The organism is Acidobacteriota bacterium (genome assembly GCA_039028635.1).
Classification (GTDB): Bacteria; Acidobacteriota; Thermoanaerobaculia; order Multivoradales; family JBCCEF01; genus JBCCEF01.
The window spans coordinates 36,870-51,437 of record JBCCHV010000030.1 but is presented as its reverse complement, the minus strand read 5'-3'; the positions used below and the strand labels follow the sequence as shown (position 1 = coordinate 51,437).

Here is a 14,568-nt window from a genome sequence, read left to right as displayed (position 1 = left end):
CTGGAAGTTGACACTGTCAACGTAATCTAGCCACAACCGGTAGACAGTGTCAACCGCAGTCTCCCGTCCGGGAACCCGAGAGCGGTTCGGACGAGGCGGTATCATCGCGCCCATGACGGCTCCTCCCCTGCGCGAAGCCTGTATCCGCGAAGCGCTCGCCATCATCGAGCACTCGGGTCTCGAGAACCTCAGCCTACGCGAGGTCTCGCGCCGCCTCGGGGTCTCCCACCAAGCGCCCTACAAGCACTTTCCGAGCCGCGACCATCTCCTCGCCGAGGTGGTCAAGCGCGCCTTTGCAGGCTTCGGCGAACACCTCGCGACGCTGCCCCAGGGAGACGATCCGCAGGGCGATCTGCGGGCGATGGCGCAGGCCTATCTCGACTACGCGACCCGCCATCCGCTGCAGTATCGTCTGATGTTCGGCACCGCCTTGCCCGATCCTCACGCCCATCCGGAGATGATGGCCCAGGCACAACACGCCTTCAGCCTCCTGCAAGAGCGGGTGGCTCGCCTCGCCGAGGCGCCTTCGACGGCGCCGGCGGTCGCCCTCGACGCCCTCTTCGTGTGGGCGACTATCCACGGTCTGGCGACAATTCTCGAATCCTGCGCCGTGGGGCGCCTCGAGATGCCCGAGGCGATGGTGCGAGCCGCCGACGACCATGTCCTCGGCCGGATCGCCACCGCCCTCGCCGGCGGGCCGGCAGGATCCCGCTGACGGTCACGACCGGCCCGACCGCTGCCGCCCTCGGCCCCTGTCTTTCGGCCGTAGCGCCACCCGCCAGCCTCCGATAAGGTACGAGCCATGCTGCGCCGTCTGGACCGCTATTTGATCTCGGAGATGATCGGCCCGCTGGGGCTGGGCTTTCTGGTCTACACCAGCATCCTGCTGATTCGATTTCTGTTCCAGTCGGCGGAGATGATCATCAAGCGCGGGCTGCCGATCTCGGTGGTCGGCGAGCTGCTGGCCTACACGCTTCCCAACATCGTCGTCCTGACGATTCCGATGTCTCTGCTGTTCGGCATCCTGATCGGTCTCGGACGCCTGGCGTCGGACAGCGAGCTGATCGCCATCCGTGCCTCGGGCATCAGCTTGCTGGCCCTCTACCGGCCGATCATTCTGGTCTCGGGATTGTTGACGGTGATCAACATCCTGGCGTCGATCTACATCTTGCCGCGAGGCAATCACCAGCTCCAGCAGCTCCGGCTGCGCATCATCACCGAGACGGTGGCTCAGCAGATCGAGCCGCGTATCTTCTATCCCGAGTTCGAGGGCTTCCTGCTCTACGTCTTCGACATCCCCGAAGACGACCCCGTATGGCACGGTGTCTTTCTCGCCCAGGCGGTCCCGACCAGCCAGAAGAACAACATCACCGTCGCCGAGCGCGGCCGCCTGCGCCTCGACGAAACTGGCGAGAAGGTCGTTCTCGAGCTCGAGAACGCCTACGTCCACGAGGTCGATCTCGGCGAGCCGGATCGCTACGAGGTGACCCTCAACCGCCGTGCCGAGCGGGTCCTCGAGGACGAGTTCGTCAGCACCCAGAAGGCCAAGATCTCGAGCTCCAAAACCCTCCGCGAGCTCAACCTCGCCGAGCTCCGGGACAAGGCCAGGGACCCCCTGGCCAAGGCCGAAGACCGCAATCTGGCACAGGTCGAGATCCACAAGAAGTTCGCCATTCCGAGCGCTTGCCTGGTGTTCGGACTGTTCGCCTTGCCCCTCGGTTTCAACAATCGCCGGGGCAGCAAAGTCTCCGGATTCGCCCTCTCGATGGGGGTCTTCCTGCTCTACTACGTGCTGCTCAACAACGGTGAGGAAGCGGCACGCTTCGGCAAGCTGCCCCCGGCCCTGGCGATGTGGCTCCCAAATCTGCTGCTCGCCGGCGGCGGCCTGATCCTGTTCGCCCGCCGCAACCGCGACAAGAGCTTGATGCTGTCGAAAATCGACCGCTGGATCCGCCAGGACCTGTGGAGCGGCCTCCTCGCCCTCGACCGGCTGCGCAAGAGCAAACAGGCGCAGCGCAAGGAGCGGCGGATTCGCAAGCTGTCGACGCCGCGGGCGACCAATGGCTCGGCCTCCCTGCGCTTGCGCCTCCCCCGCTGGCGGCTGCGGGTCCCGAACCTCCTCGATCGCTATGTCTTTCGCGCCTTCGTCGGCATTCTGGTGCTGGTGTCCCTCTCCGGCCTGCTGCTCTATGTCGTCGGCGACCTGAGCGAGAACGTCGACGACATCCTGAAGAACAACATCCCGAAGTCGGTGGTGCTGTCGTACTACCAGTACCTTTCCCTCAACATCTTCTATGAAATTGCGCCGATCTTGGTCCTGGTGACCACCTTGATCACCTTCAGCCTGCTGTCGCGCACCAACGAGGTCACTGCCTGCCGCGCCCTCGGAATCAGCCTGTTTCGCATCTCGGTGCCGGCGATCATGGCGTCGATCCTGGTCGCCCTGCTGTGCTTTTTCCTCGAAGCCGAGGTCCTGCCGGCCTCGAACCAGCGCGTGCAGCAGCTCAAGGACCAGATCAAGGCTCGCGAGACGGCGCGCACCTATCGCCGCGCCGACCGCCAGTGGCTCTTCGGTCAGGGGCGCTATGTCTACAACTACCTCAACTACGACGACCGCGCCGAGAGCCTGCAGCGCCTACAGATCTTCGAGTTCGACGACGGCCATCGTCTGGTGAGCCGGCTGTTCGCCAACCAGGCGCGCTACTCCGAAAACGACGAATGGCTGTTCGAGGATGGCTGGGTGCGCGACCTGTCGGGACCCGACGTCGCCTCCTACCAGCGCTTCCCGGGCTCCCTGATCGTCGACTACCCGGAGACTCCGGACTACTTCGATTCCGAGATCCGACCGCCGGACCAGATGGGCTACAACGAGTTGCGCGAGTACATCGACGAGCTCGCCGACAGCGGCCAGCGCACCGAGGCCCTCGAGGTGCAGCTCCACCAGAAGCTCGCCTACCCCACCATCTCCCTGGTGATGGCCCTGGTCGGCCTGCCCTTCGCCTTTCGCCTCGGCAAGCAGGGGGCGCTTTACGGCATCGGCGTTTCGATCATCCTGGGGATCATCTTCATCGGCGTCTTCGCCTTCTTCTCCACTCTCGGGGAAACCGGCGCCCTGCCGGCCTCGGTCGCAGTCTGGAGCCCCAACCTGCTGTTCGCCATGCTCGCCGGCTACCTCTTCCTCGGCGTGCGCACCTGAAGGCCCGCTCGGGGGCCAGCTCCCTTCGCCACCGCGAGGACCGTCGATGAGCGAGGGCCAGCGAGCCAGATTCGTCGAGTTCGTCGCCCTGATGGCGACCCTGGTTTCCCTCGTCGCTCTCTCGATCGACGCCATGCTCCCGGCCCTCGGCGAGATCGGCCGGGACCTCGGGGTGGAGCGCGAGAATCAGGCCCAGCTAGTGGTGACCTTCATCTTCCTCGGGATCGCCGTCGGTCAGCTCGCCTACGGCCCCCTCGCCGACTCCGTCGGCCGCAAGCCCGCCTTGCTCTGCGGGCTGAGCATCTACCTGGCAGGCTCGGCCCTGTGCCTGGTTTCGCAGACCTTTCCGGTGATGCTCGTCGGGCGCCTGCTACAGGGGTTGGGAGCAGCCGGCCCACGCATCGTGACCCTGGCCATCATTCGCGACCGTTACGAGGGCCGGCGCATGGCGCAGGTGATCTCCTTCGTGACGGCGGTGTTCATCATCGTTCCGCTGATCGCGCCGGCGATGGGCCAGGCGATTCTGCTGGTCGCCGGTTGGCGCGCCATTTTCGGCGCTTTCCTCGTCATCGCGAGCGGCGCGGGTCTCTGGTTCTGGACTCGCCAAGAGGAGACCCTCCCCCGGGATCACCGCACGACGTTCACCTTGGCACGTATCGGCCAGCGCCTTCGCGAGGTGCTCTCGAGCCGGGCCGCCCTCGGTTACACCATCACCGCAGGATTCGTGTTCAGCCCATTTCTCGCCTACCTGAGCACCGCCCAGCAGGTGTTCGAGGGCCAGTACGGACTCGGCCGGCTGTTCCCGATGTACTTCGCCGTGCTGGCCCTCGCCATCGGCGTGGCGGCACTCTCGAACACCCGCCTCGTGATGCGCTTCGGTATGGAGCGCCTGGTGCGATTCGCCCTCCGGGTGACGGTGGTGAGCGCGCTGATCTTCTTTGCGATCGCCTATGCCGCCGCCGGTCAGCCGCCGCTGGTGGCGCTGGTCGCTTTTCTGCTGGTCGTGTTCTTCTGTCAGGGCATTCTCTTTGGGAATCTGAACGCCCTCGCGATGGCGCCCCTCGGCCGGGTTGCGGGCATCGGAGCCGCGGTCGTGGGGACCCTCTCGATGGTGATCTCGATCGTCGGAGGAACGACCATGGGACAAGCCTACGACGGCACGGTGCTGCCCCTCGTCGCCGGCTACGGACTGTTCGCCATCGCCGCCCTGGGGGCGATCAAGTGGGCCGACCCCGGAGCTGCGGCATCGAGCTCGCTCCAGGGAGAACCATGACCCACCCCGAGCTGCACTCTCACCGGTGAATCGAGGCCTTTTCAGGGTAGTAAGCAGAAACGTGTAACCGTATACGACGGTAGTGATTACCCGCGGCCGACAGCGACGAGCTCCGGCCGGAGTTTGTACTCCCCATAGAGCACGATGTTCTCCCAGCTGATCGGGCTGACATGCGCGAGTAGGTCGACCGGCACGTCCTCCCCAGGTTGGCTCTCCCCGAGCACGCGCTCGATCTCGCGGATCTACCAGTAGACGATGGCGGCCAGGATGATGAGCAGGCAGCTTGCGGTGGACATTTGGCGCCGGAAGTCCCGCCAGGCCGCCTTGCCGAGATTGCCGTAGAAGACACTTCGGGCGAGAACGTGGAGCTCCTCCGATTTCAAGAGCCCTCGGCGCACGCGTCGTCGTAGGTCCGGCCGTCCGAGATACTCGAGGATGAACAGGGTCTTGAACGCTCGGGCGAGCTCACAGATCGCGCGATACAGGTGGTTCTTGGGGCCGAAAGCGACGATCCTCTTCATGGCGACTGAGGCCGTCGTGTAGCCGGTCGCCATGGAAGCAGAAGAACTGTCCCATGCGATCCCACTGCTCTTCGATCCAGCTCAAATGGAGCTTGCGATCGTTGCTCCGCAGCATGGCCTGAAGCGGGCCATAGTCCCGTTTCGGATCCGCGTGGTAGATCCGTCTTGGCGGTGGTGGCGAGCTCCTTGACGATTTGTTGAAGCCGGCGTCGTGAGTAGGCACCTCCGCGCGGAGACGGGAAGACAAAGCCGCTCTCGCGATCACCGAAGTGGATCCGTAGCTCGTTGGCCAAGCTCTTGAGGATCGGAATGTCTCGCGTCCGTCCCCCCTTGTCCCTCACTCGGATCTCGAGCTCCGAAAATGCGATGTCTTCCACGCGGAGCTGATAGAAGGCGCCAACACGGCTTCCTGTTCTCGAGGAGGGTACGGATCATCAAGCCCCGAACACCACTCGTTGAGTAGGCTGCTTCGAGAAGAGCGTCGAGCTCATCCCGTGTCAGTCGCTCGACACTGCCCTTCTTGCGCGGTGGTGGCGTCAGGCCGACCCGGCGGCGAGCTTGGGCGATCAGGTGCTTGGACTGGTCGTAGGAGTAGCCGCCGTCACGGAGGATCTTCGCCAGCCGTTGGACGTCCCGGTGGCGATCACTTGGTTTCGCTTTTGCCATCGTACCGCGCAATAAGAGGCGGTACGGTGGCAGCGAGCAACCCTGAATCGGCCTTCAGCGGCCCTCGGATTTCGCTCTCTGGACGTTCTGCGAAGTTCCGGGCGGCCTGCAGTTCGTTGCTCTACGGCGAACGCAGCTCAGCTACGTTAGCCGCGCTACGCCACTGGCTTGGCGACCGGCGAAACTGCCGCTGGAAGTCCCGAGAGAACTGAGACGGGCTCAGGTAGCCGACCCGTGTTGCTGCTTCACCAACAGATGCGCCCTGGGAGAGCAATCGTGCCCCCTCGTTGAGCCGCAACGCCTTGATGAATTGGATCGGGGTCTGGGAAGTGGCCTGCTTGAAGTAGCGGTGAAACACCGCTTTGCTCATGCCAGCCTGCCGAGCGATCGACTCGACCCTGAGCGGAGTGTCCAGGTGTTTCCGGATGTAGTCGATGACACCAACGAGTGGCCTATGCTGCCGAGACCGAGTCAGGATCATCGGTCCAGCTGGACCTCGGAGGATGGCGATGAGAACTTCTCGGAGACGTCCCGGCCCTACGAGTTGAAGCAGACTCGGTTCGGCTAGTGCTTCGAGGAGTCCTTCGACTGCGGACCGGAAAGCAGGATCCCACGCAACCGACATGAAGTTCTGAGTCCCGGCGTCGGTCGAGCTCGTGGAAGGGTAGGCTGCTTCGTAGGCTGCACAGACTTCCGCCATGGTGGGAGTTTCGAAGCTCACCATCATCCCCAGCAGCGGTCGCTCCCGTGAGGCTTCGATCACCTCTCCCTCGACTGGCAGCGGGACAGAGCTGCAGAGATACCTCGAGGCGTCATAGATGTGTACTCCTCCATCGAAATACGCTCGTTTCACACCCTGCAGGAGAATGCAGACCGCTGCAGGGAACGTCCTCGGTAAGCGATCGATAGGTTCGCTTGTGCGGAAGAGCGTGACGCCGTCCAAGAGCGTTTGCCGCTCCCCATCTCTTGGGAGCAGACTCAAGATGAGAGCTTCAGCGAGGTCCTGCATCTTCATGAGGACATGATGGGCTCTTTGGGCTCCAGAATCAAGCTGACGATACGATTTGGCAGAAATTCGACACGATTCAGCCTTTAATTCTGTTCAGAGAAGTTTAGACTGAGCATGCTTTCATCGGGGCGATCTCAAGAAGTCAATTCTGATCGAGGCTCCAGCCATGAACTTAGTTACCGACAAAACCGGCCATAGCACCGACAAGGAAGAAGTCATGACACTCACAGCTGGCAAAAACAAAGTAACTTTCAAGTCTTTCGGAGTGGATTTGGTTGGCGATCTCTACCTTCCTGAAGGTTTTGATGAAGCCAAGCAATACAAAGCGATCGTGGGCGCTAGTCCGTTCCCTCAGGTCAAAGATCAGATTCCGGCGACCTACGGCCCGGAAATGGCTGCACGAGGTTTCATCTATCTGGGCTTCGACTATCTGGGCATGGGAGAGTCCCCTGCACTGCCTGGCGAGTTCAAGCAGTCCCGCTACATGTTCCGGCTGATCGAAAACACCTGGGATGCGGTTTCCTACCTGGGAACGTTGCCGTTCGTCGAAGAGATCTACGGCCTGGGCGTGTGCCAAGGTGGTTCGATCATCGCATCAGCAGCGGTGACCGACCATCGGATCAGGAAGATCGCCATGGTTTCCGGCATGATGGCAGCAGACGCGCTCCAGTGGACCGACCGTGACGCGGCCAACCAGTTGATCGACTCTGCCAATGCCTCGACGCAGAAGATGTATGAAACTGGTGAGCCGGATTACGTTGCGCCGTTCGGCCTGAACGACGAAATGTCCCGTGAAGAGTTCGTTGAAGCGGCCGCCTACCCGGCGATGGCTGGCGAGACCTATGACTACTATGGTCGTGATGGTGCCAAGGGGCCGGTTGCGATTCCGAACTACACCAACATGCATGTCGGCGATCAGCCCATGCAGTCGCTGATCTCCATCGGCGAGGCCTATGCCGACAAGATCACGCAGCCCTCGCTGACCATCTACGGCACAAACGCCTCCACAGCGCCCTGCTCGACCCAGTTTGTCGCCAAGCTGACGAATGATCACGAAGAGCTGGCCTTTGACGAGTTCAGCCACGTGGACTTCTACTACAAGCCAGAGGCCGTGAAGGCCTCGACGGATGCTGTGGCAGAGTTCTTCAACAAGTGAGTCGCGCGGCTTTGGATAGTGACTGGGGCGAGCCAACCACGGCCTGCAGCGAGCGAGACAAACCATGACCCCCAGGCCGAACGCTGAGCAGTTGGCCTTCATCCAAGGGATGGCAACCGGCAACACACCCCCCCGCCGTTCACCGGTGCTCAAGACGCCCACTGACTACGGCATGAAGTACGAGGACGTGTTCTTCTCCGCGATCGATGGCGTGCCACTCGAGGCGTGGTTCATCCCCGCAGACTCCAACAGGCTGGTCGTTCTGCAACCACCCCCTGATGATGAACCGCTACGGCTTCCCAGGGCACTTGGAGCCGTGGTCTGAGTTTGCGCCCGTCGAAGTCGAGTTCAACAAGGTCTACAAGGCGCTCCACGACGCTGGCTACAACGTCTTGACCTACGACATGCGCAACCACGGACACAGCGGTGCAGCTCACGGTGGCGTGCCTGGATACGGACTCTTCGAGTGGCGCGACGTGGCGGGAGCGCAGGCCTATGTTCAGCAGCACCCCAACCTGAAGGAAATGACCGTTGGACTCTTCAACCCCTGTGCGGGGGGCAACGCAGCGATGGTCGCCATGAACCGGCGGCCGGACTTCTTCGAGGAGGTCAAGGCATTCGTGTGCCCGCAGCCTTGCTCAGCGCGCATCGCGGCTGAGGAGATCGCCAAGCTCCAGGGCATCGGTGAGTTCGTCGACGAGTCTCGTCACGGCATCCTAGGGGCCACTACCGTATACGGTTACACGGTTCTGCCTACTACCCTTTTTCGGAGAATGAGTGACGGGAGAGCGATGCAGAACCCCGAGCCGAAGCGGAATGCCGGAGCCCTTGCGCCGCTGGATCGAGCAGGCCGCCGACCTGCCGGGCGAAGAGGTCTTCTAGACTGACTGACGATCAGGCCAGACGGGTGCCGTTCGGCACCTCGCCATCGGGAACCGCCAGCACCACGGCACCGTCCGGACGATAGAAGCCGGTGACCAGGACTTCCGAAACGAAGGGACCGATCCGCTTCGGCGGAAAGTTGGTCACCGCGATGACTTGGCGCCCCACCAGCTCAGCACGATCATAGAGATTGGTGATGCGAGCACTCGAGCTCTTGACGCCGACCTCCGGGCCGAAGTCGACCCTCAACCGATAGGCCGGAACCCTCGCCTCCGGAAACTCGTCCGCCCGCACCACCGTTCCGACCCGCAGCTCGACCGTTTCGAACTCCTGCCACGAAATCTCCATCCCCTCGCCTCCCTCTTCTCTGCTGCCGAGAGCTCATCGGCACCGGCTGAAAGCTTCCGCCGCAACGAGATCCTCCTCCCTACTCCGGTATCAGCGAAGCGACCAGGAGGAGCGCGGCGACCAGCGGCGCCAGCGTGCGCCAGTGGTTCATTCTCACCCACTCTCGAAGATAGATCTGCCAGTAGTCCATCCCTGCGCGGCTCGTCGGATCGACCGCCTCGAGGCGATTGTTGCGGGGAACGTGGTAAAGGCCCGTCAGAATGACCGCGCCGAGGATGTAAAGGGCTCCGGCGAGGAGCCGGAACTTGGCTCGCGGATCGTCGAGGTCGAGGAGCGCCGCGACCATCAGGACGGCGCAAACGGCGGCGGTCCCGAAGAGCAGGAGCATCAACGGAGGTTTCGGTGCCTCGCGATTGATCGCCTGCATGGCGGTCGCTCCGGGCGTCGGCTGCAGCCGACGCAGGCCGGCCATGGTGAAGGTCGAAAAGGTGAAGAAGACGCCGGCCGACGCCGCCGATCCGACGGCGGCGACCAGGGTCAGAAAATCACTGGAGGAGATCACGACGCGCGCTTCCAGGCACCGGCCGCGGCGGCGGCGCGAGCGAAATCGGAGAAATCGCGGGGAGCCCGCCCGAGGGCGCGCTGGACGCCGTCCTCGAGGGATTCGTTACGACCATCGAGCACCGAGGCGATGAGGCCGGCGATCGGCTTCGCCTCACTCGGCGGCATGCCGTGCTCCATCAGCTGCTCGGCATAGTCGGCGGGGCTCAGCGGGACATAGCGAACCTCCCGACCGATCGCCTGGCCGAGCTCCGCGGCGACGTCGGCGAGACCGAGCAGTCGGGGACCGGTGAGCTCGTAGAGCTGCCCCTGATGCCCGTCCTCGGTGAGGACCGCGAAGACGACATCGGCGATGTCGTCGGCATCGAGGAAGGGCTCCCGCGTTTCGCCGGCGGGCATGGCGATGACACCGTGGCGAATCGCTTCTGCGAAGGTCTCGCTGAAGTTCTGGTTGAAAAAAGCACATCGCACCACGGTCCAGTCGGCACCGGATTCTTGCAGTCGCTTCTCCGCTCCCTGCGCGCCCTCTTCCCCGCGGCCGGAAAGCAGGACCAGCCGTCGGACTCCGCTGGCCACCGCCAGATCGACGAAGTCCCCGACGGTGTCGGCCGCCCCCGGCAGCGCGAGATCGGGATAGAAGGTGATGTAGGCGGCGCGGGCCCCGTCGAGGACCGGTCGCCAGGTGGCCCGATCCTGCCAATCGAAAGGAAAGGCCGAAGAGCGAGAGGCGCCGCGCACCGGCAGACCGGCCTGCTGGAAGCGATCGACGACCCGCCGGCCGGTCTTGCCGCGAGCTCCGAGAACGACCGTAACGGCTGGGGAAGCTGACGTCATCTGAGGCATCTTGGACTCCTTCGAGGTTGGTTTCGGGCCGTTCATTCGACCTGGAAGAAGTCTAGAAAGGAGTCCTCTCGGGGACCATCGTCGAGGCGCTCAACATCATTCGCAAACGTCTCAATCGGCCAGATTCTCGCTCCAAGGTCGCCAGAGGCAGCCAGCGGAGCCGGCGAGGGGGTGCGACTTCCCCTTCCTCCCCGGACGAGTCCCGCGGGCTAGAATCAGCGCACGATGGATCCCTTCGTCGGCCTTCTCGATGGTCCGCGGGCGCGCGGCGCCTTCGCCCTGCGTTGCGTGATGACTCCCCCGTGGTCGCTGCGCATCCGCGCCGAGTCGCCCCTGACCCTGATCGCCGCCATCCGAGGGGAGATTTGGATCCTTCCGGACGACGCTGCGCCCATCCAGTTGGAGACCGGCGACCTCGCCGTCACCCGCGGGCCCGACCACTACACCGTCGCCGGATCCGCCGAGACGCCCCCCAGCGTGATCATCCATCCCGGTCAGCACTGTTGCGATCTCGAAGGCCGATCCCTCCTCGAAGAGATGACCCATGGCACCCGCACCTGGGGCAACGACCCGCACGGCGAAACCCTGATGCTGGTCGGGGCCTACGAGAACATGGGCGACGTCAGCGACCGCCTGCTACGGGCTCTGCCACCGGTTCTGTCCCTCTCTCACCGCGAGTGGGAATCGCCCCTCGTCGCCATGCTGTGCGACGAGGCGGGCAAGGATCAGCCCGGTCAAGGGGCGGTTCTCGATCGCCTCCTCGACCTTCTGTTGATCGCCGTCCTGCGCGCCTGGTTCGACCGACCCCAGGCCGAGCGACCGGCCTGGTACCGATCCCAAGCGGATCCGGTCGTCGGCAAGGTTCTGAAGATCATGCACCAGGATCCCGCCGAGTCTTGGACTCTGGCTCGCCTGTCCTCCGCCGCCGGCGTCTCGCGCGCCGCCCTCGCGAGGCGTTTTCACGAGGTGGTCGGCGAACCACCGATGGCCTTCCTCACCGCCTGGCGTCTCGCCCTGGCGGCGGATCTCCTCTGCGAGTCCGAAGAGACCGTTGGGACCGTGGCCCAGAAGGTCGGCTACAGCAGCCCCTTCGCGCTCAGCTCGGCCTTCAAACGGGTGCGCGGCATCAGCCCCCAAGAGCATCGCGCCCGCGCCCGCGCCGCTTCCTAGCCCGACCTGCGCGGCCCGGCTCGGCCCTCAGCCGCCGGCCATCGGCGGACCGATCTCGGCCGCCCCTTGACCTGCGGCTCACCCATGCCGTAGATTTCGCCCACTCATCGAGACCGGCTGAGGGACAGGCCCGAAGACGCCGGGGCAACCTGCGGAGCTAACCACTTCGCCACGGTGCCAATTCCTACGAAGGCGGAGGTCAGCCTTTGAGAGATGAGTTGCCGGGAAGCGCCCCGCACCGCTCGGGGTCGTAGGAACCGGCAGCGATCCTCCGTAGGGTTTCCGATGGGAGAACCTGAACCACGAGGAGGATCCGATGCCTTCACCCTGTCCGCGTTCCCCCACCGCCCTTCCGTTCTCGGCCCGAGCGCCGCGCTTCGCCACCCGCTTGGTGCGCAGCGGGCTCGAATCCGATGCCCAGCACGGCGCCGTCGTTCCCCCCATCCACCTCTCCTCCACCTTCTCCTTCGCCGACCTCGGGGAGCCTCGCCGCTTCGACTACACCCGCTCCGGCAATCCGACTCGCTGCCTGCTGGCCGAGGCTCTGAGTGCCGCCGAAGGTGGAGCGGGGACCACGATCACCGCCACCGGCATGGCGGCCATCACGGTGGTGGCTTCCTTACTCGAGCCCGGCGAGGTGCTGGCAGCTCCGATCGACTGCTACGGCGGCAGCCACCGCCTGTTCTCCACTCTCCACGAAAGCCGACGCCTCGAGGTGGTGTGGTTCGATCCCGATCGCCCCGCGACCCTCGACGCCGCCTTCGAGCGGCGACCACGGCTGGTGTGGGTCGAGACGCCGAGCAATCCCCTCCTGCGGATCAGCGATCTCGGCCAGATTCTGTCGGCCGCTCGCCGAGTCGGCGCCTGGGTGGCGGTGGACAACACTTTCCTTTCCCCGGCGCGTCAAAATCCTCTGCGCCTGGGCGCCGACTTCGCCGTCCATTCGACCACCAAGTACATCAACGGCCACAGCGACGTCGTCGGTGGAGCGGTGGTTTCGGCGACGGCGGAGCTCGCCGAGCGGGTCGATTGGTGGGCCAACTGTCTCGGTCTGACGGGCTCTCCCTTCGACAGCTATCTCACCCTGCGCGGTCTTCGCACCCTCGGCGCTCGCCTGGCGGTCCACGAGGCCAATGCCCAAGCCATCGCCGAGCTGCTGCTCGCTCAGCCGGCCGTCGAGCGGGTCTACTATCCGGGCCTCGAGGAGCATCCCGGCCACCACCTCGCCTGTCAGCAGCAGAGCGGCTTCGGGGCGATGATCAGCTTCGAGCTCCGCGGCGGGCGGGAAGCGGTCCGACGCTTCGTCAGCGGGCTCCGGTACTGGTCCCTCGCCGAGTCGCTGGGCGGAGTCGAGAGCCTGATCGCCCACCCCGCCTCGATGACCCACGTGGTGATGAGTGAGGAAGACCGCCGCTGCGCCGGCATCGGCGACGGCCTGCTCCGCCTGTCGGTGGGAATCGAGGACGTCGCGGATCTCGCGTCCGATCTCCGGGCGGGGTTCGACCGCGTGTGAGGAAGGACCGCTGCGGGCGGCCGAAGGCCTACGGCTCGTCTTCGACGCCGGCCGCCCGCGGGCTGACCAATCGCTTGGTGAGGGCGGCGATGCAGCGGTTGGTGACCTTGCTGATGCTCAACGGGCTGTAGCCGAGGTACCGGGCCACCTCGGGGGCCTCGTAGCCCAGCCCGTAGCGCAGCTTCAGCAGCGACCGGCAGCGTTCCGGAAGGTGCTCGAGGGAGGCCTCGAGATCGCGCCAGAGATCGCGACGCTCCTGGGCCGGCGGCTCGGGTCCAGCCATCCACTCGAGCATCACCGCGTCGACCGCCTGGTAGAGGCGGCGCCGGCGCTCGCGCCAGTAAAGCCGGCACTTGTTGCGCACCGTCCCGACCAGCCAGGCCTCCGGATCCCGCACTTTCTCCCACTGGTAAACCAACGCCAGTAGCGTCTGCTGGAGAATATCCTCGGTGTCCTCGGCGGGAATGCGATGACGCGAGAAGAGGGCCTTGAGCTTCGGCTGAACCTCTTGGAGAAAGGACTCCAGGGAAGTCTCGAGGGGAGCGTTGTCCAAAGCTCTCATGACCTTAAGCGAGCCAATGTCATCCTGTACGTGTCTACGTTTTCAGGCTAGCAGTACAGCCGGGCCTTGTCCAGAGTCGCGAACGGCCCCTGGCGGAGGCTCGCCTCCAGCCAATGGTGGGTGCACTCGGATGGGCTTCGCCGGGAAGATGGGAGGCTCAAGAATTGCGCGTCGTGGATCGCTTGAGGGCAAAACCCTCGCCCACCAGTTGATCGGCGAGCTGGGACAGGCAGCGATGAGTCACTTTGGGAACGCTCGAGGGCTGATAGCCGAGGCGCTTGCCGACTTCGGCGGCGCTGCAGCCGAGACCGTAGCGCAGACGCAAGACTCGCTGGCAGCGCTCCGGCAGGCGCTCGAGGAGGCCATCGAGGTCGACGCGCAGCTCCGCCTTCTCCTGCTCCGGCGCCTCGCCGTCCGAAAGGAACTCGAGGATGGCATCGTCCACCATGTCGTAGAGGCGGATCTTGTGGCGACGCCAATAGATGACACAACGATTGCGCAGGGTGATCGCCAGCCAGGCGTCGGGATTTCGGATGCTCTCCCACTGCGACACCAGGATGAGGAAAGTCTCCTGTAAGAGATCCTCGGCGTCCTGGGCCGGAATGCGATACCGATAGAGAATCCGACTCAGCTTCGAGCGGGATCGGGTGAGAAGCTCCTCCAGAGACGAGGACTCGACGGAGTTGCGTTCGGCTTTCAGGGTCCTCGTTCCTCCCAGCAGCGATCGAAGGTGATTATGTAAATAAAATACACCATGTCCTATCTTCAGTCTACCGCTCAACGCTGTCGGAGAGTAGCCCCTACAAGAAATCCTTCGCGAAAAGGCCGAAAAAAGTAAAACGAGGAGCGACCGGCACGGCCACTCCTC

The 14,568-nt window shown here is 64.2% G+C and carries 14 protein-coding genes and 1 riboswitch; of the genes, 7 read left to right on the top strand and 7 right to left on the bottom strand.

Translation table 11 applies throughout. The features are described from left to right. Positions 1–112: 112 nt before the first annotated feature. From AAF604_13520 to AAF604_13510, 3 genes are all read left to right on the top strand, one after another. Positions 113–715 carry a TetR/AcrR family transcriptional regulator gene (locus AAF604_13520; GenBank protein ID MEM7050679.1) on the top strand — a complete coding sequence of 201 codons (603 nt, stop codon included), beginning with the start codon at positions 113–115 and terminating at the stop codon, positions 713–715. An 87-nt stretch (positions 716–802) separates the two neighbouring features. Beyond that, positions 803–3,196 (top strand): LPS export ABC transporter permease LptG, encoded by a 2,394-nt coding sequence (lptG, locus tag AAF604_13515; protein MEM7050678.1) that lies wholly within the window; start codon positions 803–805, stop codon positions 3,194–3,196. A gap of 46 nt (positions 3,197–3,242) precedes the next feature. Then, entirely contained in the window at positions 3,243–4,469 is a 1,227-nt protein-coding gene (locus AAF604_13510; GenBank protein MEM7050677.1) for a multidrug effflux MFS transporter, read from the top strand. Positions 4,470–4,711: 242 nt separating this feature from the next. Here the strand turns inward: AAF604_13510 and AAF604_13505 are convergent, their stop codons facing one another. Continuing rightward, the gene (locus tag AAF604_13505; protein ID MEM7050676.1) at positions 4,712–5,023 is read right to left on the bottom strand and encodes a Tn3 family transposase; all 312 of its coding nucleotides are present in this window, start codon (positions 5,021–5,023) and stop codon (positions 4,712–4,714) included. 754 nt (positions 5,024–5,777) lie between these two features. Further along, positions 5,778–6,671: an AraC family transcriptional regulator gene (locus AAF604_13500; protein MEM7050675.1), complete on the bottom strand. Its 894-nt coding sequence runs from the start codon at positions 6,669–6,671 to the stop codon at positions 5,778–5,780. A gap of 160 nt (positions 6,672–6,831) precedes the next feature. On the opposite strand from AAF604_13500, the gene AAF604_13495 reads away from it, so the two are divergent. Further along, entirely contained in the window at positions 6,832–7,821 is a 990-nt protein-coding gene (locus tag AAF604_13495; GenBank protein ID MEM7050674.1) for an alpha/beta hydrolase, read from the top strand. Positions 7,822–8,099: 278 nt separating this feature from the next. Then, positions 8,100–8,708 carry an alpha/beta hydrolase gene (locus tag AAF604_13490; GenBank protein ID MEM7050673.1) on the top strand — a complete coding sequence of 203 codons (609 nt, stop codon included), beginning with the start codon at positions 8,100–8,102 and terminating at the stop codon, positions 8,706–8,708. A gap of 7 nt (positions 8,709–8,715) precedes the next feature. Here AAF604_13490 and AAF604_13485 read toward each other — a convergent pair whose 3' ends face one another. The 3 genes from AAF604_13485 to AAF604_13475 form a co-directional block, all read right to left on the bottom strand. Beyond that, the gene (locus tag AAF604_13485) at positions 8,716–9,051 is read right to left on the bottom strand and encodes a tRNA-binding protein (protein ID MEM7050672.1); all 336 of its coding nucleotides are present in this window, start codon (positions 9,049–9,051) and stop codon (positions 8,716–8,718) included. Between the two features lie 79 nt (positions 9,052–9,130). Continuing rightward, the gene (locus AAF604_13480) at positions 9,131–9,613 is read right to left on the bottom strand and encodes an anthrone oxygenase family protein (protein ID MEM7050671.1); all 483 of its coding nucleotides are present in this window, start codon (positions 9,611–9,613) and stop codon (positions 9,131–9,133) included. Further along, a complete protein-coding gene (locus tag AAF604_13475; GenBank protein ID MEM7050670.1) occupies positions 9,610–10,446 on the bottom strand; it encodes an NAD(P)H-binding protein in 837 nt (278 codons plus the stop codon). Before AAF604_13475 ends, AAF604_13480 begins: the two co-directional genes overlap by 4 nt. Before the next feature lie 234 nt (positions 10,447–10,680). Here AAF604_13475 and AAF604_13470 point away from each other — a divergent pair, with 234 nt between their 5' ends. Both AAF604_13470 and metB read left to right on the top strand, forming a co-directional pair. Continuing rightward, entirely contained in the window at positions 10,681–11,625 is a 945-nt protein-coding gene (locus AAF604_13470; protein ID MEM7050669.1) for an AraC family transcriptional regulator, read from the top strand. 101 nt (positions 11,626–11,726) lie between these two features. Next, a riboswitch (SAM riboswitch) is annotated at positions 11,727–11,845 on the top strand. 96 nt (positions 11,846–11,941) lie between these two features. Beyond that, positions 11,942–13,138 (top strand): cystathionine gamma-synthase, encoded by a 1,197-nt coding sequence (metB, locus tag AAF604_13465; protein ID MEM7050668.1) that lies wholly within the window; start codon positions 11,942–11,944, stop codon positions 13,136–13,138. Positions 13,139–13,166: 28 nt separating this feature from the next. On the opposite strand, the gene AAF604_13460 is transcribed toward metB, so the two are convergent. Together AAF604_13460 and AAF604_13455 are read right to left on the bottom strand one after the other, a co-directional pair. Next, the gene (locus AAF604_13460; protein ID MEM7050667.1) at positions 13,167–13,700 is read right to left on the bottom strand and encodes a sigma-70 family RNA polymerase sigma factor; all 534 of its coding nucleotides are present in this window, start codon (positions 13,698–13,700) and stop codon (positions 13,167–13,169) included. A gap of 157 nt (positions 13,701–13,857) precedes the next feature. Beyond that, positions 13,858–14,481, bottom strand: a complete 624-nt coding sequence (locus tag AAF604_13455; protein ID MEM7050666.1) for a sigma-70 family RNA polymerase sigma factor — start codon at positions 14,479–14,481, stop codon at positions 13,858–13,860. Positions 14,482–14,568: the final 87 nt, after the last annotated feature.

What these genes read in the sequence shown, in the direction of transcription:
- AAF604_13490 (MEM7050673.1), top strand. Translation starts at nt 8,100, where the DNA reads ATGATGAACCGCTACGGCTTCCCAGGGCACTTGGAGCCGTGGTCTGAG.
- lptG (MEM7050678.1), top strand. Translation starts at nt 803, where the DNA reads ATGCTGCGCCGTCTGGACCGCTATTTGATCTCGGAGATGATCGGCCCG.
- metB (MEM7050668.1), top strand. Translation starts at nt 11,942, where the DNA reads ATGCCTTCACCCTGTCCGCGTTCCCCCACCGCCCTTCCGTTCTCGGCC.
- AAF604_13475 (MEM7050670.1), bottom strand. Translation starts at nt 10,446, where the DNA reads ATGACGTCAGCTTCCCCAGCCGTTACGGTCGTTCTCGGAGCTCGCGGC.
- AAF604_13495 (MEM7050674.1), top strand. Translation starts at nt 6,832, where the DNA reads ATGAACTTAGTTACCGACAAAACCGGCCATAGCACCGACAAGGAAGAA.
- AAF604_13470 (MEM7050669.1), top strand. Translation starts at nt 10,681, where the DNA reads ATGGATCCCTTCGTCGGCCTTCTCGATGGTCCGCGGGCGCGCGGCGCC.
- AAF604_13460 (MEM7050667.1), bottom strand. Translation starts at nt 13,700, where the DNA reads ATGAGAGCTTTGGACAACGCTCCCCTCGAGACTTCCCTGGAGTCCTTT.
- AAF604_13505 (MEM7050676.1), bottom strand. Translation starts at nt 5,023, where the DNA reads ATGGCGACCGGCTACACGACGGCCTCAGTCGCCATGAAGAGGATCGTC.
- AAF604_13520 (MEM7050679.1), top strand. Translation starts at nt 113, where the DNA reads ATGACGGCTCCTCCCCTGCGCGAAGCCTGTATCCGCGAAGCGCTCGCC.
- AAF604_13510 (MEM7050677.1), top strand. Translation starts at nt 3,243, where the DNA reads ATGAGCGAGGGCCAGCGAGCCAGATTCGTCGAGTTCGTCGCCCTGATG.
- AAF604_13500 (MEM7050675.1), bottom strand. Translation starts at nt 6,671, where the DNA reads ATGAAGATGCAGGACCTCGCTGAAGCTCTCATCTTGAGTCTGCTCCCA.
- AAF604_13485 (MEM7050672.1), bottom strand. Translation starts at nt 9,051, where the DNA reads ATGGAGATTTCGTGGCAGGAGTTCGAAACGGTCGAGCTGCGGGTCGGA.